The 18,387-nt window shown below is 69.9% G+C and carries 20 protein-coding genes and 3 tRNA genes; 8 read left to right on the top strand and 15 right to left on the bottom strand.

The window, feature by feature from the left end:
* Together Q392_RS21770 and Q392_RS21765 are read left to right on the top strand one after the other, a co-directional pair.
* Nucleotides 1-285: ATP-binding protein (locus tag Q392_RS21770; protein ID WP_038212242.1), on the top strand; the 285-nt coding region annotated here is incomplete at its 5' end.
* A 48-nt stretch (nucleotides 286-333) separates the two neighbouring features.
* Nucleotides 334-1,152, top strand: a complete 819-nt coding sequence (locus Q392_RS21765; protein WP_157008134.1) for a hypothetical protein — start codon at nucleotides 334-336, stop codon at nucleotides 1,150-1,152.
* A gap of 99 nt (nucleotides 1,153-1,251) precedes the next feature.
* Here the strand turns inward: Q392_RS21765 and Q392_RS21760 are convergent, their stop codons facing one another.
* The 10 genes from Q392_RS21760 to folC form a co-directional block, all read right to left on the bottom strand.
* Entirely contained in the window at nucleotides 1,252-2,907 is a 1,656-nt protein-coding gene (locus Q392_RS21760) for a site-specific integrase (protein ID WP_211260276.1), read from the bottom strand.
* A 144-nt stretch (nucleotides 2,908-3,051) separates the two neighbouring features.
* Nucleotides 3,052-3,128, bottom strand: a tRNA-Asp gene (locus Q392_RS21755).
* Between the two features lie 59 nt (nucleotides 3,129-3,187).
* Nucleotides 3,188-3,263 (bottom strand) — tRNA-Glu (locus Q392_RS21750).
* Nucleotides 3,264-3,315: 52 nt separating this feature from the next.
* Nucleotides 3,316-3,391, bottom strand: a tRNA-Ala gene (locus tag Q392_RS21745).
* 77 nt (nucleotides 3,392-3,468) lie between these two features.
* Nucleotides 3,469-4,857 (bottom strand): glutamate--tRNA ligase, encoded by a 1,389-nt coding sequence (gene gltX / locus Q392_RS21740; RefSeq protein ID WP_038212229.1) that lies wholly within the window; start codon nucleotides 4,855-4,857, stop codon nucleotides 3,469-3,471.
* A 10-nt stretch (nucleotides 4,858-4,867) separates the two neighbouring features.
* A complete protein-coding gene (locus Q392_RS21735; protein WP_211260275.1) occupies nucleotides 4,868-6,079 on the bottom strand; it encodes an O-succinylhomoserine sulfhydrylase in 1,212 nt (403 codons plus the stop codon).
* 2 nt (nucleotides 6,080-6,081) lie between these two features.
* Nucleotides 6,082-7,593 (bottom strand): amidophosphoribosyltransferase, encoded by a 1,512-nt coding sequence (purF, locus tag Q392_RS21730; RefSeq protein WP_038212227.1) that lies wholly within the window; start codon nucleotides 7,591-7,593, stop codon nucleotides 6,082-6,084.
* A 12-nt stretch (nucleotides 7,594-7,605) separates the two neighbouring features.
* Nucleotides 7,606-8,091, bottom strand: a complete 486-nt coding sequence (locus Q392_RS21725) for a CvpA family protein (RefSeq protein WP_038212225.1) — start codon at nucleotides 8,089-8,091, stop codon at nucleotides 7,606-7,608.
* A gap of 17 nt (nucleotides 8,092-8,108) precedes the next feature.
* A complete protein-coding gene (locus Q392_RS21720; protein ID WP_038212224.1) occupies nucleotides 8,109-8,954 on the bottom strand; it encodes an SPOR domain-containing protein in 846 nt (281 codons plus the stop codon).
* A 39-nt stretch (nucleotides 8,955-8,993) separates the two neighbouring features.
* Nucleotides 8,994-10,301 (bottom strand): bifunctional tetrahydrofolate synthase/dihydrofolate synthase, encoded by a 1,308-nt coding sequence (gene folC, locus Q392_RS21715; protein ID WP_038212222.1) that lies wholly within the window; start codon nucleotides 10,299-10,301, stop codon nucleotides 8,994-8,996.
* Between the two features lie 44 nt (nucleotides 10,302-10,345).
* Between folC and Q392_RS21710 the strand changes: the two genes are divergently transcribed.
* From Q392_RS21710 to Q392_RS21695, 4 genes are all read left to right on the top strand, one after another.
* Entirely contained in the window at nucleotides 10,346-10,708 is a 363-nt protein-coding gene (locus Q392_RS21710) for an ArsC family reductase (RefSeq protein WP_038212220.1), read from the top strand.
* 59 nt (nucleotides 10,709-10,767) lie between these two features.
* A complete protein-coding gene (locus Q392_RS21705; RefSeq protein WP_038212217.1) occupies nucleotides 10,768-11,307 on the top strand; it encodes a hypothetical protein in 540 nt (179 codons plus the stop codon).
* An 83-nt stretch (nucleotides 11,308-11,390) separates the two neighbouring features.
* Nucleotides 11,391-11,708 (top strand): pyrimidine/purine nucleoside phosphorylase, encoded by a 318-nt coding sequence (gene ppnP, locus Q392_RS21700; RefSeq protein WP_038212215.1) that lies wholly within the window; start codon nucleotides 11,391-11,393, stop codon nucleotides 11,706-11,708.
* A 6-nt stretch (nucleotides 11,709-11,714) separates the two neighbouring features.
* Nucleotides 11,715-12,962: an MFS transporter gene (locus tag Q392_RS21695; RefSeq protein ID WP_038212213.1), complete on the top strand. Its 1,248-nt coding sequence runs from the start codon at nucleotides 11,715-11,717 to the stop codon at nucleotides 12,960-12,962.
* 7 nt (nucleotides 12,963-12,969) lie between these two features.
* On the opposite strand, the gene murB is transcribed toward Q392_RS21695, so the two are convergent.
* A complete protein-coding gene (gene murB / locus Q392_RS21690) occupies nucleotides 12,970-14,022 on the bottom strand; it encodes a UDP-N-acetylmuramate dehydrogenase (RefSeq protein ID WP_038212211.1) in 1,053 nt (350 codons plus the stop codon).
* A gap of 65 nt (nucleotides 14,023-14,087) precedes the next feature.
* On the opposite strand from murB, the gene Q392_RS21685 reads away from it, so the two are divergent.
* Both Q392_RS21685 and Q392_RS21680 read left to right on the top strand, forming a co-directional pair.
* Nucleotides 14,088-14,573 (top strand): YajQ family cyclic di-GMP-binding protein, encoded by a 486-nt coding sequence (locus tag Q392_RS21685; RefSeq protein WP_038212209.1) that lies wholly within the window; start codon nucleotides 14,088-14,090, stop codon nucleotides 14,571-14,573.
* Between the two features lie 10 nt (nucleotides 14,574-14,583).
* Nucleotides 14,584-15,222, top strand: a complete 639-nt coding sequence (locus tag Q392_RS21680) for a retropepsin-like aspartic protease family protein (RefSeq protein WP_038212277.1) — start codon at nucleotides 14,584-14,586, stop codon at nucleotides 15,220-15,222.
* Nucleotides 15,223-15,225: 3 nt separating this feature from the next.
* Here the strand turns inward: Q392_RS21680 and Q392_RS21675 are convergent, their stop codons facing one another.
* From Q392_RS21675 to Q392_RS21660, 4 genes are read right to left on the bottom strand one after another with little or no spacing between them, the layout of a single operon-like run.
* Nucleotides 15,226-15,579 (bottom strand): RidA family protein, encoded by a 354-nt coding sequence (locus tag Q392_RS21675; protein ID WP_038212198.1) that lies wholly within the window; start codon nucleotides 15,577-15,579, stop codon nucleotides 15,226-15,228.
* 13 nt (nucleotides 15,580-15,592) lie between these two features.
* On the bottom strand, nucleotides 15,593-16,249 hold the full coding sequence (gene plsY / locus Q392_RS21670) for a glycerol-3-phosphate 1-O-acyltransferase PlsY (protein WP_038212196.1): 657 nt from the start codon (nucleotides 16,247-16,249) through the stop codon (nucleotides 15,593-15,595).
* 49 nt (nucleotides 16,250-16,298) lie between these two features.
* Nucleotides 16,299-17,885 carry a phospholipase D family protein gene (locus Q392_RS21665; RefSeq protein ID WP_084217322.1) on the bottom strand — a complete coding sequence of 529 codons (1,587 nt, stop codon included), beginning with the start codon at nucleotides 17,883-17,885 and terminating at the stop codon, nucleotides 16,299-16,301.
* On the bottom strand, nucleotides 17,882-18,385 hold the full coding sequence (locus Q392_RS21660) for an aminoacyl-tRNA deacylase (RefSeq protein WP_038212194.1): 504 nt from the start codon (nucleotides 18,383-18,385) through the stop codon (nucleotides 17,882-17,884). The genes Q392_RS21665 and Q392_RS21660 overlap by 4 nt, the downstream gene beginning before the upstream one ends.
* Nucleotides 18,386-18,387 lie beyond the last annotated feature (2 nt).

The raw sequence follows: 18,387 nt of genomic DNA, 5'->3' as shown, positions 1-18,387 counted from the left end.
GACGAGCTGGGCTACCTGCCATTCGAGGCCAACGCCGCACACTTGTTCTTCCAGTTGGTCAGCCGCCGCTATGAGCGCGGCTCGATGCTGGTGACCAGCAACCGCTCGGTGGCCGAGTGGGGTGGCGTGTTCGGTGATGCGGTGGTCGCCACAGCGATCCTGGACCGGCTGCTGCACCACAGCCACGTGATCACGATCCGCGGCGACAGCTACCGCCTCAGAACGAAGCGCCGCGCTGGCCTGGTTAACCAGGCCAGCGCGAATACCGAAGCGACAACGAACTGATCATCAACCGGGGGGCAGAACTCAATGTCGTCAGGGGGCCAGATCTGGATGGCGCTTGACAACAAGTACAGGCCGACTCAGCTTGCTAAGGAAGTGACGGACATCGTACAGGCAGAACTCACTGCCGACCCCGGCCGGTGCATCCTGATCTTCACGTTTAAGGACCAGGGCGATGACACGCCAACCAAACGCATCCAAGCGCAGCTGAGACAAGAAGGCATTGACGTCGATGCCGTCACTGCCGAAGGCAAGCGGCGCTTTGAGTTCCTGACATGGGGACAGCAAGAAGGGCTGAACGGCTACGAGCACTGCGAGACGGTCATCCTGGCCGGCGTGCTGACTCGCGATCACATCAGCATCGCGGCGGCCATCAAGGGGCAGGCAGGCGATCCTCGTCAGGACACATCCGAGCGTGAGATTCAGAAAATGATCGCCAGCGAAATCGGGCACTGCGTCTATCAGGCGGCAAGCCGGGGAAGCTGCCGGGTAGTGGAGAACGGCAAGGCCCAGGCCATGCACCTGCACATCCTGCACAAGGACACAAACCTGCGCGGCCTACTGGAACCCGTCATGCCGGGCGCCGTGTGGGAGTATCCCGAGCCGAAGCATCTACCGCTATCCATGCGCACGGGTAAGACCACTGCCATGCTCCAGCTCCTGCTGGAAACGCTGGACTCCTACCCTGCCGAACGCCTGCAGATCAGTAGCCGGGAACTGAAAGGACGCATGGGCTTGGACCCGAAGGACAACGCGGTGCGACAGCAGTTCACCGCAGCTATCGAGCAACTTGTCGGCAGCACGGACGGATGGGAGAAACACGGGCGCGGCGTGCGGCGAGTTAAGGCTGACACCCACAAGGGTATATAGGCATCCAGCTTTAGCGGTTTAGGTGATAGCAGATCGGCGAGCCTCCGGGCATCGCCGCTTGCTGTCACCGGCCCTCGCACGGACTACACGCCCGGCGGCTTACACCCTTTGCCCCTTCCGCCCGCTGTCGCCGACCGAGTAGACACGAGGCAACCTCAACTCCGGGAAGCGCAGCAACTCGATGATGTCCCGCAGCCTGTTAGCGTGCTGCCGGATCGTGGCCGCATAGACCTTGCCAGCAACCCCGATGCCCGCATGTCCGGTAATGGCATTCGCCTGGGCTTCCGTGGCCCCGTTCAGGCGTAGTTCGGTTGCCACAAGATGGCGGAACGAGTGGAACGCCTTGGCCCGGCCAGGAAACCCCTTGCGTGTCTTGAACTCGCCGAACCACTTGCCGAACTGCCCGCCCGCCCCGTTGACGCCCGCCGTCGGCAGATCGGGAAACAGAGGCCCGACAGGCAACGAGGCCGCATAGTCGTTCAGCCCCAGGCGGATCAACTCGGAGTGCATCGGCACAGCGCGCCATGAGCCGGCATTCTTCAGTTGCTGCCCACGATCCTTGCTGGCGCGAAACTCGATCACCTCCTCGCCCGGCGTCAAGGTCAGATCATCGGTCCATAGCTGGGCAATCTCGCTCACCCTGGCGCCGGTGAAGCATGCGATCAGCGGCACCCAGTACGCAGCCGCACGCCCCGCCTTGCTACTCAACGGGAGTTGATATGCAGTCCAGATCGGATCATCAAACAGGACGGCCAACTCGGCATGGGTCCACGGTTCACGCGCTTGCTGCTGCGCCCCGCCAACCTTGATGGCCGGCAGGTCAGCAAAGGGGGTGCTGTCGATCCAACCATGATCGCGCGCTGCGCTGAAGATCGCACGCACGCTGACGAGCACATTGTCCGCCGTGGCCGGCGTCTTCTTGTGTTCCACTGCCCAATCCTGCAAGCCAACCCGGAAGCGCAAGGCCGCACGCCTGTCCACGCTCGACAGCGCCGGATCGCCCATCATGTCCGCGAACATGCCCGCATGGCGCTTGAAGGTGGCCGCCGTCTTCGCTGGACGGGGAACCTGCAACCAGAGGTCATAGGCGTCCCCGATCCTGCGCACCGCAACCGCTGGCGACGCCGCAATCGCCGGGCCCGGCGTAGCCCCGGCGGAGCCTCCCAACTCGCCCAGCGCCAGCAGCGCCCTCCGCTCCCTCAGCCTGCGCACCCGGGTCGGGAACGTCCGCGAGGTATCGACCAAGGCCTCCACATGCAGTTCGGACAACAGCACGCGCGCAGCCTGTACCTCGGCAATAGCCGCAGGGTGGCGTGCTGGCGCAAGTTCCTCGATCCACTCGTCTGCGCCGAGGTCATCAACCCAGCCTCCCTGCATGGCAGCACGCCTCGACTCTAGGACCCACTGCGCGGAATCAATCTGCCGGCGCCTCTCCTCAGCCGACATTCCGGCGCTCCGGGCGTCTATGCTGGGCAAGGCTGCCTCCACGCGCTCCAGCAAGGCCACGCGCAGAGCATGCAGGTCAGGGGCGGCCGGCTGGCTGGGGCCGGGCATAGCGGCATGGGCGCCATTCCTGAGCGCCTGGAAGCGAACCTCCCAGGTCGCCTGCAGTTCCTTGGCCCGCGCGTTAGCTTCCCGGAGGTCGGCAGTCTTCAGGGAACAGCGCACGGCCCACGGCCCAGGGAAACGTGAACGCAGGTCGTTCGGCACACGGAGGCCGAACTGATAGATGCTGGTGTCGGGCCGGCGATGCACGCCAGGGTATCGAGGCACGTCGTCTGTCACACGGTGAGATTACACGGTCCGTGTGCGAGCGGCCTCCTACTGGACTGCCCCCTTCAGAGGGAGCACAAAGCAAAAAGGGCTAGCGGCGTAGTAACCGCTAACCCTCTTGACTGATGGCGGAGTGGACGGGACTCGAACCCGCGACCCCCGGCGTGACAGGCCGGTATTCTAACCGACTGAACTACCACTCCGCGTCGGTGTGACTTTCGCCTTCGCACCTTGCAGTGCTCAGGCCAAGTGCCACAAAACTTGGCGACCCTACGGGGATTCGAACCCCGGTACTCACCGTGAAAGGGTGATGTCCTAGGCCTCTAGACGATAGGGTCAGAACCTGAGGAACGAAGACCTTTCGGCCCTCTACCTTCTACGACACCTGGTTGGTGGAGGTAAGCGGGATCGAACCGCTGACCTCTTGCATGCCATGCAAGCGCTCTCCCAGCTGAGCTATACCCCCGGATCGACCGCTTTGAAAGTTGCCTTTCTTGTCGCTCATCCCTACTGGGTGTCGAGCCTCGCAGTATATACCGAAATTCAGGCCGTCTTCAATCTCTCGATGACTTTTTCGCGGGAGAACAGGGCGAGGACGGCGTCGAGCGAGGGCGTCTGCGGGGTGCCCATCACCAGCACGCGCACCGGCATGGCCAACTGGGGCATCTTCAGGCCCTGAGCCGCAAGGACTTCCTTGATGGCGGCAGCGATGGCGGCCTTGTCCCATGCCGCCACGGCAGCCAGCTTCTGGGCCAGCGCGGCCACGGCCGGGCGGATGGCATCGGTGAGGTGCTGCGCCCGGTCCGCGTCGCTGGCCCGCACGTCCGCATAGAAGGCGCGGGCCCAACCCGCCAGCACCACGGTGGTGTCGCAGCGGTCCTTGAAGAGGCCGCAGATGGCGGGCAGGCGCTCGTCGGCCACGATGCCCTCCTTCGCCAGGTGCTGCGCCACCAGCGGCGCCAGCGCCTCGTCCGGCGTCATCTTCATGTGCTGCGCGTTCACCCAGCGCAGCTTGGCCTCGTCGAACTGCGCCGCGCTGCGGCCCAGGTGGTTGAGGTTGAACCACTGCAGAAACTGCTCGCGCGAGAAGATCTCGTCGTCACCGTGGCTCCAGCCCAGGCGCGCGAGGTAGTTGACCATCGCGTCGGGCAGGAAGCCCTCGTCGCGGTACTGCGTGACGGGCTTGGCGCCGTTGCGCTTGCTCATCTTCTCGCCCTGCTCGTTGAGCACGGTGGGCAGGTGGGCGTACACCGGCGGTTCCTTGCCCAGGGCGCGGAAGATGTTGATCTGGCGCGGCGTGTTGTTGACGTGGTCGTCACCGCGGATGACGTGGGTGATGCCCATGTCGATGTCGTCCACCACCACGCAGAAGTTGTACGTGGGCGTGCCGTCGGGCCGCGCGATGACGAGGTCGTCGAGCTCGTCGTTGCGGATCTCGATGCGGCCCTTGACCTTGTCGTCCCAGGCGACCACGCCGCCCTGCGGGTTGCGGAAGCGCAGCACGGGCTGCACGCCTTCGGGCACGGGCGGCAGCACCTTGCCGGGCTCGGGGCGCCAGGTGCCGTCGTAGCGCGGCTTCTCCTTGTTGGCCATCTGGCGCTCGCGCAGCGCGTCGAGTTCGGCCACGCTCATGTAGCAGGGGTAGACCAGGCCCTGCGCCTGCATGTCGGCCAGCACCGCCTTGTAGCGGTCCATGCGCTGCATCTGGTAGTACGGGCCCTCGTCGTGGTCCAGGCCCAGCCAGGCCATGCCTTCGAGGATCACGTCCACGGCGGCCTGGGTGGAGCGCTCCAGGTCGGTGTCCTCGATGCGCAGGATGAAGTCGCCGCCGGTGGAGCGGGCGAAGGCCCAGGGGTACAGGGCCGAGCGGATGTTGCCCAGGTGGATGAAGCCGGTGGGCGACGGGGCGAAGCGGGTGCGGGTCTTGCTCATTGTTCTCGGGTCAGCTCAGCGTCGTCAGGCCGCGCAGCAGGTCGTCCTGGATGTCCTCGATGTGCTCCAGCCCCACGGCCACGCGGATCGTGCCCTGCGTGATGCCGGCCGCCTGGCGCTGCTCTTCGGACAGACGCCCGTGCGAGGTGGAGGCCGGATGGCTGATGATGGTCTTGGTGTCGCCCAGGTTGGTGGCGATGGACAGCAGGCGGCAGCTGTCGATCACGTGGAAGGCCTTCGCGCGCGCCGCCTCGGGCGTGTCGCCGGCCAGCTGGAAGGACAGCACGCCGCCGCCCAGCCCGTTCTGCTGGCGCATCGCCAGTTCGTGCTGCGGATGCGAGGGCAGCCCGGGGTAGTACACCCGCGCCACCTGCGGCTGCGCCTCCAGCCAGCGGGCGATGGCCAGGGTGCTTTCGCACTGCGCCTTCACGCGGATGCCCAGCGTCTCCAGGCCCTTGAGCACCACCCAGGCGTTGAAGGGCGAGAGCACCATGCCGGCGGTGCGCACGATGGGGGCGAACTTGCTCGTGATGAGTTCGTGGCTGGCGCACAGCGCGCCGGCCATCACGCGGCCCTGGCCGTCCAGGTACTTGGTGCCGGAGTGCATCACGATGTCGGCGCCCAGTTGCGTCGGCCTCTGCAGGATGGGCGTGGCGAAGGCGTTGTCCACCGCCAGCAGCGCGCCGGCGGCGCGCGCGATGTCGGCCAGCGCCGCGATGTCGCAGACCTCGGTGAGCGGGTTGGTGGGCGTCTCGGCGAACAGCAGCTTCGTGTTGGGCCGCACGGCCGCGCGCCATTCGTCCACGTCGGTCTGCGAGCAGAAGGTGGTCTCCACCCCGAACTTGCCGAACTCCTTGGCGAACAGGTTGAGCGTGGAGCCGAACATGGAGCGCGACAGCACGACGTGGTCGCCCGCCCTGAGCAGGCCCATGATCATCAGCAGGATCGCGCCCATGCCGCTGGCGGTGGCGATGGCGGCCTCGGTGCCCTCCATGGCCGCCAGCCGCTGCTCGAAGCTGGTGACGGTGGGGTTGGAGGTGCGGGAATAGGTGTAGCCCTCGCCGCTGGAAAAGCGCTGCGCCGAGGTCTCGGAGTCGGGCTGCACGAAGCCGGTGGTGAGGTACAGCGCCTCGGAGTTCTCGCCGTACTGGCTGCGTTCGATGGCGGTGCGCACGGCCAGCGTCTCGGGACGCAGCCCGGCGGGCAGGGATCGGTCTGTCATGGTCAGCTCAGGTTGGGCAGCACCAGGCGCGAGGAGTCGACGTCCGTTTCCTCGACGCGGGGCCGGTTGCCGTTCATGCGCGTGATGGCGTCGGTGTCGATGTCGCCGGTGACGTAGACGCCGTCGAAACACGAGGCCTCGAAGCCGTCGATGGCCGGCGCGCCGGCGGAGGCCGCCTTGCGCACGGCGCGCTTCATGCCGTCCACGTCCTGGTAGATCAGCGCGTCGCAACCGATGAGCTGGCGGATCTCCTCGACGCTGCGGCCGTGCGCGACCAGTTCGTCCTTGGTCGGCATGTCGATGCCGTACACGTTGGGAAAGCGCACCGGCGGCGCGGCGCTCGCCAGGTAGACCTTGCGCGCGCCGGCGTCGCGCGCCATCTGCACGATCTCGCGGCTGGTGGTGCCGCGCACGATGGAGTCATCCACCAGCAGCACGTTGCGGTCCTTGAACTCGCTGCCGATGACGTTGAGCTTCTGCCGCACCGAGCGCTTGCGCACGCCCTGCCCCGGCATGATGAAGGTGCGACCCACGTAGCGGTTCTTCACGAAGCCCTCGCGGTACGGGATGCCCAGCAGGTGTGCGAGCTGCGTGGCGCTCGGGCGGCTGGACTCGGGGATCGGGACGATCACGTCGATCTCGTTCGGCGGCACGGTCGAGATCACGCGCTGCGCCAGCGTCTCGCCCAGGTTCAGGCGGGCCTGGTAGACGGAGATGCCGTCCAGCGTCGAGTCGGGCCGCGCGAGGTAGACGTACTCGAAGATGCAGGGATGCAGCGTCGGCGCCTGGGCGCACTGGCGCACGTGCAGTTGTCCCTGCAGGTCGATGAAGACGGCCTCGCCGGGCGCCACGTCGCGCTCGAAAGTGAAGCCGGAGCCTTCCAGCGCCACCGACTCGCTGGCCGCCATCCAGGCGCCCTCGGCGTTGCGGCCCAGGCACAGCGGGCGGATGCCGTACGGATCGCGGAACACCAGCAGCCCGTGGCCGGCAATGAGCGACACCACGGCATACGAGCCGCGCAGGCGCCGGTGCACCGCCTCCACCGCGGTGAAGATGTCGTCGATGCGCAGCGGCACGCCGCGCGTGGCGCGCTCGATCTCGTGCGCCAGCACGTTGAGCAGCACCTCCGAGTCGCTCTCGGTGTTGGTGTGGCGGTGGTCGGTGGAGAACAGCTCGGCCCGCAGCGCATGCGCGTTGGTCAGGTTGCCGTTGTGCACCAGCACGATGCCGAAGGGCGCATTGACGTAGAAGGGCTGGGCCTCTTCCTCGCTGTAGGCGTTGCCGGCCGTCGGGTAGCGCACCTGGCCCAGGCCCACGCTGCCGGGCAGCGCGCGCATGTTGCGGGTGCGGAACACATCACGCACCATGCCCTTGGCCTTGTGCATGAAGAACTTGCGCTCGAGCATCGTGACGATGCCGGCGGCGTCCTGCCCGCGGTGCTGCAGCAGCAGCATGGCGTCGTAGAGCAACTGGTTGACGGGGGCGCTGCTGACGACGCCGACGATTCCACACATGGGGTGATCCTCTCAGGGGAGATAGCTTGCCAACTTTTCGGGCAGCGCGGGCTTGATGCCCTGCAATGCCGCATCCAGCCAGGGGGCGCTGGCGGACTCGCGCCACCAGGCGTCCTGGCCCAGGGCGAGGATGTGCACCACCACCGCCACGACCAGCAGCGCCACCACGGCGCGCGCCGTGCCGAAGGCCATGCCCAGCATGCGGTCCACCGGCCGCAGCCCGGCCACCGTGACCAGCTTGCGCGTGAGCGCAGCCACCAGCCCGCCGGCGAAGGCGATAAGCACGAACGCCAGCACGAAGCCCGCCGCGTAGCGCCACGGCGCCTGCGGGTCGCCGAAGGGCAGCCAGGCGCCGACGTCGGCGGCGAAGGCCTGCGCGAAGAGGAAGGCGGCGATCCAGCCCGCCAGGGTGATGACCTCGAAGACCAGCCCGCGCCACAGGCCGAGCAGCATCGAGACCCCGATCAGCGCCACCGCGATCCAGTCGAACAAGGCCACGGCCGCACCGCGCGCTGCTACAGGCTGAGCACGGCGGCGGGCAGCGCCAGGCCCTTGATGCGCTCGGCGGCCTTGTCGGCCTCGGCGCGCGAGGAGAACGGCCCCACCCGCACGCGGGTGCGCTCGCCGGCGGCCGTCTTGGCGACCTGGGTGTAGGTCTTCAGCCCGGCCTTCTCCAGCTTCTGGCGCGTTTCGCTGGCCTTGCCGGCATCGGCGAAGGCGCCGACCTGCACGATGAAGCGGCCCGAGGCCTCGGCCGCCGGCGGCTTGGCTTCGGCGGCCGGCTTGGCCGCCGCGGACGAGCGGCCTTCCAGCAGCGCGAGGGCGCGGCTGCCGTCGTCGCGGCCGGCCGGCTTGGCAGCAGGCTTGGCTTCGGCGGGCTTGGCCTCCGCCGGCCTGTGCTCCGGCGCCGGCCGCGATTCGGGCTTGGGCTCCGGTTTGGGATCGGGCTTCGGTTCCGGCGGCGGGGCCGGCTTGGGCTCGGGGGCCGGCGGCGGCGCCGGGGCGGGCGGCGGCGCGCTGGCCACGACCTCGCTGCCGTCGGCCCGCTCGGTGATCACGCCGTCGTCGGAGGAAGCAGCGGCGCCGCTGCGCTGCGCAACGGGCGCCTCGGGCACCGGCAGCGGCTTGGCCTTGTTGCGGTCGGGGATCTCGATCGGAATGTCCACCGCCACCGGCCGCGGCTGGGTGTCGAACAGCAGCGGGAAGCCGATCACCCCGATCAGCACCAGCACCGCCGCGCCCAGCAGCCGGTGCCGCGCGCGCCGGCGCATGGACTCCACGCTTTCCGCCGGAGCCGCCGCGGCAGCACTGCGTGCGTCGTTGCCCGGTTGGCCCTGCGAGCGGAACTTGAAGAACGCCATGAATGTCGCGTGTGGTGGAGCCCGAAAGGCGGGGCCGGATCAGGCGCCCGGCTGGAGGTGCCGGGCCTGCAGGCGGGGCACGCCCTGCTCGAGCACCCCACCCACGGTGAAGAAGGAACCGAAGACCACGATTCTATCAGCCGCCCCTGCGGCGGCGACCGCCGCGGCGAGCGCTTCGGAGGGCGAGGCATGCGTGCTGCAGGCCGCGTCCGCGCGCGTGTTCTGCGCCTGCCAGGCGGCGGCCAGATCGGCGGCGCGGGCCGCCCGCGGCGTCGGCAGGTCGGTGAAGTACCAGCGGTCCACCAGCGGCCCGATGCGCGCGAAGATCGCCGCCAGATCCTTGTCGGCCATGGCGCCGAACACGGCGTGCGTCACCGGGTAGAAGCCCATCGCGTCGAGGTTCTCGGCCAGCGCCGCCACGGCGTGGCCGTTGTGCGCCACGTCCAGCACCAGCGCCGGCTGGCCGGGCACGATCTGGAAACGGCCGGGCAGTTCAACCAGGGCCAGGCCGGTGCGCACGGCCTGGGCCGTCACCGGCAGTTGCGGACGCAGCGCCTCCAGCGCGGCCAGCACGCCCGCCGCGTTGATGAGCTGATTGGCGCCGCGCAGCGCCGGGTAGGCCAGCCCGGCATAGCGCCGCCCGCGCCCGGCCCACGACCACTGCTGGCGGTCGCCGGCGACGTTGAAGTCGCGGCCCGACAGCCACAGGTCGGCGCCGATCGCCTCGCCGTGCGCCACCACGCTCTTGGGCGGCACCGGATCGCTGACGACGGCCGGCCGGCCGGGACGCATGATGCCCGCCTTCTCGAAGCCGATGCGCTCGCGGTCGGGGCCGAGAAATTCCGTGTGGTCGAGGTCGATGCTGGTGATCACCGCGCAGTCGGCGTCGATGATGTTGACGGCGTCCAGCCGGCCGCCCATGCCGACCTCCAGGATCGCCACGTCCGGCTTCGCGTCGGCCATGCGCGCGAACAGCGCCAGGGTGGTGAACTCGAAGTAGGTCAGCGAGATGTCGCCCCGTGCGCGCTCCACCGCCTCGAAGTACGGCGGCAGGCTGTCGGCGTCGACCGGCGTGCCGCCCAGACGCAGGCGCTCCTCGAAGTGCACCAGGTGCGGCGAACCGTAGACGCCCGTGCGGTACCCGGCCTCGGACAGGATGGACTCCAGCATGGCGCAGGTGGAGCCCTTGCCGTTGGTGCCCGCCACGGTGATGACGGGGCAGCCGAAGGCCAGCCCCATCCGGTCGGCCACGGCACGCACGCGCGGGAGGCCCAGTTCGATGTTCTTCGCGTGCAGTCGCTCGGCGTGCGCGAGCCAGTCGGCCAGTGTCTTCATGGAGGGCGGCATTGTCGCAAAGCGGCCCGGCCCGGTTTCGGGGATGATCCGGCGCCATGATCGACCTCTACGGCATCCCGAACTGCGACACCGTCAAGCGCGCCCGTGCATGGCTCGACGGACAGGGCGTTTCCTACCGCTTCCACGACTTCAAGAAGGAAGGCGTGCCGGCCGACGCGCTGCGACGCTGGATCGCCGCGCTCGGCTGGGAAGCGCTGGTCAACCGGCGCGGCACCACCTGGCGCCAGTTGGACGCCGCCACGCGCGAGGGCGTCGTGGACGCGGACTCGGCCGCACGGGTGCTGGCGGCGAACCCCAGCCTGGTCAAGCGGCCGGTGGTCGAATGGGCCCCCAGGGCGCAGGTCACGGCCGGCTTCGACGCGCAGGCCTGGCAAGCGCTGGCCGGGCGCCGGGGTTGAACCTTGGCGCCTGCCAGGCGTCCAATTGCCCCGTTGCCTCGTCACACAAGGAGATCCTCATGGCCAGATTCCCCGCCCCGCGCCTGCTGGCGGCCGCACTGCTGGCCGGCGCCTGCCTGGGCGTCCAGGCGCAGCCCGGCACCGAGCAGGGCCGCGTGATCGCCAGTGAGCCGGTCACCGAGCAGGGTCGCACGGTCGGCTACTCGGTGACCTACGAATACGCCGGACGCACCTACACCACGCGCACCGACGGCCCGCCGGGCCCGACCATTCCGGTGCAGGTGAGCCCCTACGGCGTCACCACCTACCCCGTCGCGCCGCAGCCGGAGCTGGCGGACAACGACATGCCCCCGCCGCAGCCCGGCGCCGATCCGGCGCAGGTCGTGCCGGAGCCCGGCGTGGTGGTCTCGGGCGCCGGCGTGCCGTACGGCGCCCCGCCCGCGGCCTACCCCGCGCCGGTGTACGTGGCCCCGGCTTACGCCGCGCCTTACGCCTATCCGGCGCCCTGGGTCTATCCGCCGGTCGGCGTGTCGCTCAACCTGGGCTACGCGCGCGGCTGGCACCACGGCCACCGCCACTGGCACCGCGGCTGGCGCTGAGGCGTCGGCGCCTTTCTACAATCGCCTCCGCGCCGGGCCCCGATCGGGCCCGGCGCTTCTTCTTTTTCTCTCCTCCCTGCATCATGGCCCTCACCTCGCTGGACGGCGTGTCCGTCTCGACCCAAGCCAACGTGTACTTCGACGGCAAGTGCGTCTCGCACGGCGTCACCTTCGCCGACGGGCGCAAGTGCACGGTGGGCGTGATCCTGCCCTCCACGCTGACCTTCAACACCGGCGCGGCCGAGGTCATGGAATGCGTGGCCGGCGCCTGCGAATACAGGCTGGCCGGCAGCGACGAATGGAAGAAGTCGGGCCCCGGCGAACGGTTCAGCGCACCCGCCAATTCGTCGTTCGACATCCGCGTGGCCGAGGCCTACCACTACATCTGCAGCTTCGGCTGAACGGCAATGCGCCACGCCGCAGCGCCCGCCGACGCCAGCCTGATCGACTCGCGCACCGCCGCCTGGCGGTTGGTCACCACGCTGGGGCTGGTGGCGCTGGGCAACAGCAGCATGTACGTGGTATCGGTGGTGCTGCCGGCGGTGCAGGCCGAGTTCGGCGTCGGGCGGGGCACGGCGTCGGTGCCCTACACGCTGATGGTGGTCAGCCTGGGGCTGGGCGGCATCCTCACCGGCCGGCTGGCCGACCGCCACGGCATCGCGCGCGTGCTGGCGATGGGCGCGGCAGCGGTCTGCGGCGGCTACCTGTGGGCCGCCTTCTCGGGCAGCATCTGGGCTTTCGGCGCCGCGCACGCGCTGCTGGGCCTTCTGGGCGGCGCGGCCACCTTCGCACCGCTGATGGCCGACACCACGCTGTGGTGGGCCAAGCGGCGCGGCATCGCGGTGGCCATCTGCGCCAGCGGCAACTACCTGGCCGGCGCCGTCTGGCCGCCGCTGGCGCAGTGGGGCATCGCGCACTACGGCTGGCGGCCCACCTACGTCGTGCTGGGGCTGGTGTGCGGCATCGGCATGGCGGTGCTGGCGCTGTACATGCGCCAACGGCCGCCGGCGGTGGCGCCGGTGGCTGCGGCAGCGGCGGGCCGCGCCGTGCCGACCGACCGCCCCTTCGGCCTGCCGCCCGCGCACGCGCAGTGGCTGCTGTGCGTGGCCGGCGTGGCCTGCTGCGTGGCCATGGCCATGCCGCAGGTGCACATCGTCGCCTACTGCACCGACCTGGGCTACGGCGCCGCGCGCGGCGCCGAGATGCTGTCGCTGATGCTGGCCTGCGGCATCGTCAGCCGGCTGGTCTCGGGCCTGATCTGCGACCGCATCGGCGGCATCCGCACGCTGCTGCTGGGCTCGGTGCTGCAAGGGCTGGCGCTGCTCATGTTCCTGCCCTTCGACGGGCTGGTGCCGCTGTACCTGATCTCGGCCATGTTCGGGCTGTTCCAGGGCGGCATCGTGCCTTCCTACGCCATCATCGTGCGCGAGCACTTCCCGCCGCGCGAGGCCGGCGCGCGCGTCGGCGCCGTCATCATGGCCACCATGCTGGGCATGGCGCTGGGCGGCTGGATGTCGGGCTGGATCTTCGACGTCACCGGCGGCTACCACGCGGCGTTCGTCAACGGCCTCGGCTGGAACCTGCTGAACCTGAGCATCACCGGCTGGCTGTACCTGCGCACGCGCAGGCCGCAGGCGCGGCTGGCTGGGGCTTAGGCCGGCCCTAAACCACCACCGGCTCCGGCTCCAGCCGGATGCCGAATCGCTCGTACACGCTGGTCTGGATCGCCTTGGCCAGCGTCATCACCTCACCGCCGGTGGCCGGGTGCGCGCGCCCGCCGCGGTTGACCAGCACCAGCGCCTGCTTCTCGTACACGCCGGCGTTGCCGACCGACTTGCCCTTCCAGCCGCAGGCGTCGATCAGCCAGCCGGCCGCCAGCTTCACCGTGCCGTCGGGCATGGGGTAGTGCACGATCTTCGGGTCGCGCGCGATGATGTCGGCGCACTGCTCGGGCGTGACGGTGGGGTTCTTGAAGAAGCTGCCGGCGTTGCCCAGCACGCGCCAGTCGGGCAGCTTGGCGCTGCGGATCGCGCACACCCAGTCGAAGATCTGCATCGGCGTGGGCTCGGCGATGCCGGTCTCGGCCATCCTGCGCGCCAAATCGAGGTAGCCCAGCTCGGGCTTCCAGGGCCTGGGCAGCCGCAGCCGCACGCGGGTGATGAGCGCCCGGCCGGCCAGGCCGAAGTCGTTGGGGCCGGCGGCCACGTGCTTGAACACCGAGTCGCGGTAGCCGAAGGCGCACTGCGCGGCATCGAGCGTGAAGGGCCGGCCCGTCGCCAGGTCGATGCCGTCCAGCGACTCGAAGCGGTCCTGCAGCTCGACGCCGTAGGCGCCGATGTTCTGCACCGGCGCACCGCCCACCGTGCCGGGGATGAGCGCCATGTTCTCCAGCCCCGGCCAGCCCTGCTCCAGCAGCCACCGCACCGTGTCGTGCCAGACCTCGCCGGCGCCGGCCTCGACGATCCAGGCGCGCGGCGTCTCCTCGACCAGCCGGCGGCCGCGGATCTCGACCTTCAGCACCAATGCCTTGACGTCGCCGGTGAGCACGATGTTGCTGCCGCCGCCGAGCACGAATTTCGGCACGCCCTGCCAGCGCGCATCGGCCAGCACGGCGTGCACGTCGTCCTCGCTTTCGATGCGCACCATCTGCTGGGCGCGCGCGACGATGCCGAAGCTGTTGTGCGGCTGCAGGGGGGCGTTTCGCTCGACGATCATGGGAGAATTGTCGCACCCGCGCCCTGTCGCCAGAGGGCGCACCGACGCTTCAGGAGATCCCGCCCATGCCTTCCTTCGACACCGTGTGCGAACCCAATCTGGTGGAGGTGCGCAACGCCGTGGACAACGCTGCCAAGGAGATCGGCACCCGCTTCGACTTCAAGGGCACGGCCGCCGCCATCGAGCTCAAGGACAAGGAGATCACCCTCACCGGCGACGCCGAGTTCCAGCTCGCGCAGGTGGAGGACATCCTGCGCGGCAAGCTGACCAAGCGCAGCGTGGACGTGCGCTTCCTCGACAAAGGCAGCGTGCAGAAGATCGGCGGCGACAAGGTCAGGCAGGTGATCACCGTGCGCAGCGGCATCTCCACCGAGGACGGCAAGAAGATCCAGCGCCTGCTCAAGGACAGCAAGCTCAAGGTGCAGGCCGCCATCCAGGGCGATGCGGTGCGCGTGACCGGCGCCAAGAAGGACGACCTGCAGGCCGCGATGGCACTGATCCGCAAGGACATGGCGGACCTGCCGCTGTCGTTCAACAACTTCCGGGACTGACGCGCCGATGATGAAGCCGCCGTTCGCCGCCCTCGCCCTGCTGGCGGCCAGCCTGGCCGCGCAGGCCCAGTCGGTGATGCTCACCGGCACCATCGGCAGCCGGGCGATCCTCGTCGTCGACGGCGGCGCGCCGCGCACCGTGGCCCCCGGCGAGACGGTGCAGGGCGTGCGCCTGGTGAGCCTGCAGGGCGGCCAGGCGACGGTGGAATCCGGCGGCCAGCGCCTGGTGCTGCGCATGGACCAGCCGGTGAGCATCGGCGGTGCGCCGCGCAGCGCGGGCGGCACGCGCATCGTGCTGCCGGTGGACGGCCGCGGCCACTTCATGACGCAGGGCACGATCAACGGCCGCACGGTGAACTTCATGCTCGACACGGGCGCCACCGCGGTGGCCCTGTCGGCGGCCGACGCGCAGCGCATCGGGCTGGACTACAGCAAGGGCCAGCCGGTGCAGATCAACACGGCCAACGGCGTGGCGGTGGGGCACCGCATCAAGCTCTCGTCGGTGCGCGTGGGCGACGTGGAGGTCTACGACGTGGACGCCGTGGTCTCGCCCCAGTCGATGCCCTTCGTGCTGCTGGGCAACAGCTTCATCGGCCGCTTCTCGATGCGGCGCGACGCCGACCAGATGGTGCTGGAAAAGCGCTTCTGATCCTCACGGCAGCGCGGCCGTGACCACGATCTCGATCTTGTAGGCCGGATTGGCCAGCGCCGCCTGCACGGTGGCGCGCGGCGGCGTGTGGCCGGCGGGGATCCAGGCGTCCCACACCTCGTTCATCGCGGCGATCTCGCTGATGTCGGTCAGGAAGATCTGCGTCATCAGGATGCGCGACTTGTCGGTGCCGGCCTCGGCCAGCAGCTTGTCGACCATCGCCAGCACCTGCGCGGCCTGGCCGCGGATGTCCTGCGTGGTGTCGTCGGGCACCTGGCCGGCGAGGTAGACGGTGCCGTTGTGCACGGCCATCTCCGACAGACGGGGGCCGACGTGGAAGCGGGTGAGCTGGGGCATGGCGGGTGTCCTTTCAGGGTGTCTTGTCGGCCGCGGGCGCCTTGGCCTTGCTGCCGATCTTCGATTCGGTGCCGGCCAGGAGCCGCCGGATGTTCTCTCGGTGGCGCCAGGCCAGCAGCAGGCTCATGACGATGAGCGCCGCCAGCACCGTGCGGCGCATGGGCCAGGCGATCTGCCCGCCCAGCAGGTAGTAGGCCGGCGCGAAGAAGGCCGCCACCAGCGAGGCCAGCGACGAATAGCGGAAGAAGAAGGCGATGATCAGCCAGGTCGCGCCCGTGGCCAGGCCCAGCAGCCAGTCGATGCCGAACAGCACGCCGGCCGCCGTCGCCACGCCCTTGCCGCCCTGGAAGCCGAAGAACACCGGGTACAGGTGGCCCAGGAAGGCGGCCAGGCCGGCCAGCGCGGCCGTGCCCTCGCCCAGCCCCCACGCGCCGCCCCACTGGTGGACGGCCCACACCGGCAGCCAGCCCTTGACCGCATCCAGCACCAGCGTGGCCAGCGCGGCGCCCTTGCGGCCGGAGCGCAGCACGTTGGTCGCACCCGGGTTGCCGCTGCCGTAGCTGCGCGGGTCGTCCATGCCGAGCAGGCGGCTGACGATGACGGCGAAGGACAGCGAACCGACGAGATAGGCGGCCACGATGGCGACGAGGGCGGGCAGATTCAACAGCATGTCTCCGGGAAGGGCTGCGGCATTGTGCCAGCGGCCCTCCTGCGCGCCGTCACAGCATCCACTCGATGGGCAGCAGCGACAGCAGCATCACGGCCAGGCGCTGCCACCCGCGGGTGAGCGGTTCCGAGACGAACTCGGCGGGCGGCTGCTGCGCCGCGTCGATCCAGCGCAGCGTGCCGGCGTCCGGGTCGCGCCGCACCTGCCAGCTGCTGGCGGGCAGCCGCTCGGAGAACACGCGCTCCATCTGCTGCGCCAGCAGCGGGCTGTCGATGACCAGGCCCAGCTCGGTGTTCAGCCGCGCCGAGCGCGGGTCGAAGTTGAAGGAGCCGACGAACACCCGCCGCCCGTCCACGCCGAAGGTCTTGGCATGCAGGCTGGAGCCGGAGCTGCCGAGCAGGCCCCGCCCTTCCCTGCGGCCCGCCTCGGCGGGCGCGCCGGCCGGCGAATCGCCCGCGGGATCGGGCTTGAGTTCGTAGAGCACCACACCGGCCTCCAGCAGCCGCTGCCGGTGCCGCGCGTAGCCCGAATGCACGGCCAGCACGTCCGTGGCCGCCATCGAGTTGGTGAGGATGCGCACGCGCACGCCGCGCTTCGCCAGCGCGGCGAAGTAGTCGGCGCCCTGGTCGGTGGGCACGAAGTACGGCGACACCAGGTCCAGCGAGCGCGCGGGCTCGCCGACGGCCTCGGCCATGTGGTGGATCAGCAGTTGCTCGCGCCCGGCGCGCGCCAGGCCCTTGGCCGGATCGTCCGCCACGAGCTGGGTCGGCGCCCAGACCAGCGGCAGGCGGCCTTCGACGAGCTGCTGCGCGAAGGGCAGCCGCTGCACCGCCTCCTTGTAGGCCGCGGCGGCGGGCGAACGCTGCGCCAGTGCCGCGCGGCCCTCGGCCTCGGCCAGCGCCTTCGCCGAGGGCTCGCCCACCAGCGCGGCGATGGGATACGACGAGCCGCTGGCCCAGTAGCCATCGAAGGAGGCCGACACCGCCTGCGCCACCGGCCCCACCGCCAGCACGTCGAGGTCGGCGAAGAGGACGCCGTCGGTGGCGCCGAAGTACTCGTCGCCCACGTTGCGCCCGCCGATCACGGTGGCGGTGCCGTCGGCGGTGAAGCTCTTGTTGTGCATGCGCCGGTTGGCGCGGGCGAAGTCCGTCACGTAGCCCAGCGGCTTGAAGGCGCGGAAGGCGAAGGGGTTGAACAGGCGCACCTCGACCTGCGGATGCGCGTCCAGCGCGGCCAGTTCGGCGTCCAGGCCGGCGATGCCGTTGTCGTCGAGCAGCAGGCGCACGCGCACGCCGCGGTCGGCGGCGGCGCGCAGCGCCTCCAGCAGCAGCATGCCGGTGGTGTCGCCGCGCCAGATGTAGTATTGCACGTCCAGCGTGCGCTGCGCCTGCCGGGCCAGTTGCACGCGCGCAGCGAAGGCCTCGCGCGGATCGGTCAGCGGGTGGATGCCGGCCTGGCCGGGATGCTGCTGCGCCAGCGGCTCGATCGCCCGGCCCAGCGGCGTCTCGCGGGCCTCGGCGGCCGGCAGCGCCTGCGAGGCGCTGCGCCCTTCCAGCGGCGGCAGCGAGCAGCCGGCCAGCAGGCCGGCCGCGCAGGCCAGCCAGGCGAGCGCGAGGCGCGGGCGCAGCAGCCGGATCATGATTCCATCGCCAGCGCGCACTGCACCGGCCTGGCGCCGAGCAGCTGCACGCACACCTGCGGCGCGATGCCCACCAGGTAGCCGCGCCGGCCGCCGTTGATGGCGATGCGCGGCAGCTCGAGGATGGTGGACTCGATGTACACCGGCATCGTGCGCCGCGTGCCGAAGGGCGAGGTGCCGCCCACCTGGTAGCCGGAGTGGCGCTGCGCCACCTCGGGCCGGCAGGGCTCGACCGACTTGGCGCCGATCTGGCGCGCCAGGTTCTTGGTCGAGACGGTGCGGTTGCCGTGCATCAGCACGACGAGCGGCTTCGCATCCTGGTCCTGCATCACCAGCGTCTTGACCACGGCGAACGGGTCCAGGCCCAGCACCTGCGCGCTGTGCTGCGCGCCGCCGTGTTCCAGGTACTCGTAGGGGTGCTCGGTGAAGGCGACGCCGGCCGCCTTCAGCACCGCGGTGGCGGGCGTCTCGCTGACGTGGGCCTTGTCCTTCTTCGCCATCG

Origin of the sequence: Xenophilus azovorans DSM 13620, from assembly GCF_000745855.1 — a bacterium.
Taxonomy (GTDB): Bacteria; Pseudomonadota; Gammaproteobacteria; order Burkholderiales; family Burkholderiaceae_C; genus Xenophilus; species Xenophilus azovorans.
This window is presented reverse-complemented; position numbering and strand designations above follow the sequence as displayed.

Bases quoted from the DNA above. Each gene is read 5' to 3' on its own strand.
- Q392_RS21765 (WP_157008134.1), top strand. From the start codon at position 334: ATGGCGCTTGACAACAAGTACAGGCCGACTCAGCTTGCTAAGGAAGTG.
- ppnP (WP_038212215.1), top strand. From the start codon at position 11,391: ATGGCCCTCACCTCGCTGGACGGCGTGTCCGTCTCGACCCAAGCCAAC.
- Q392_RS21710 (WP_038212220.1), top strand. From the start codon at position 10,346: ATGATCGACCTCTACGGCATCCCGAACTGCGACACCGTCAAGCGCGCC.
- Q392_RS21665 (WP_084217322.1), bottom strand. From the start codon at position 17,885: ATGATCCGGCTGCTGCGCCCGCGCCTCGCGCTCGCCTGGCTGGCCTGC.
- Q392_RS21660 (WP_038212194.1), bottom strand. From the start codon at position 18,385: ATGGCGAAGAAGGACAAGGCCCACGTCAGCGAGACGCCCGCCACCGCG.
- Q392_RS21695 (WP_038212213.1), top strand. From the start codon at position 11,715: ATGCGCCACGCCGCAGCGCCCGCCGACGCCAGCCTGATCGACTCGCGC.
- Q392_RS21735 (WP_211260275.1), bottom strand. From the start codon at position 6,079: ATGACAGACCGATCCCTGCCCGCCGGGCTGCGTCCCGAGACGCTGGCC.
- Q392_RS21720 (WP_038212224.1), bottom strand. From the start codon at position 8,954: ATGGCGTTCTTCAAGTTCCGCTCGCAGGGCCAACCGGGCAACGACGCA.
- Q392_RS21685 (WP_038212209.1), top strand. From the start codon at position 14,088: ATGCCTTCCTTCGACACCGTGTGCGAACCCAATCTGGTGGAGGTGCGC.
- gltX (WP_038212229.1), bottom strand. From the start codon at position 4,857: ATGAGCAAGACCCGCACCCGCTTCGCCCCGTCGCCCACCGGCTTCATC.
- Q392_RS21675 (WP_038212198.1), bottom strand. From the start codon at position 15,579: ATGCCCCAGCTCACCCGCTTCCACGTCGGCCCCCGTCTGTCGGAGATG.
- Q392_RS21680 (WP_038212277.1), top strand. From the start codon at position 14,584: ATGAAGCCGCCGTTCGCCGCCCTCGCCCTGCTGGCGGCCAGCCTGGCC.
- purF (WP_038212227.1), bottom strand. From the start codon at position 7,593: ATGTGTGGAATCGTCGGCGTCGTCAGCAGCGCCCCCGTCAACCAGTTG.
- Q392_RS21705 (WP_038212217.1), top strand. From the start codon at position 10,768: ATGGCCAGATTCCCCGCCCCGCGCCTGCTGGCGGCCGCACTGCTGGCC.
- murB (WP_038212211.1), bottom strand. From the start codon at position 14,022: ATGATCGTCGAGCGAAACGCCCCCCTGCAGCCGCACAACAGCTTCGGC.
- folC (WP_038212222.1), bottom strand. From the start codon at position 10,301: ATGCCGCCCTCCATGAAGACACTGGCCGACTGGCTCGCGCACGCCGAG.
- plsY (WP_038212196.1), bottom strand. From the start codon at position 16,249: ATGCTGTTGAATCTGCCCGCCCTCGTCGCCATCGTGGCCGCCTATCTC.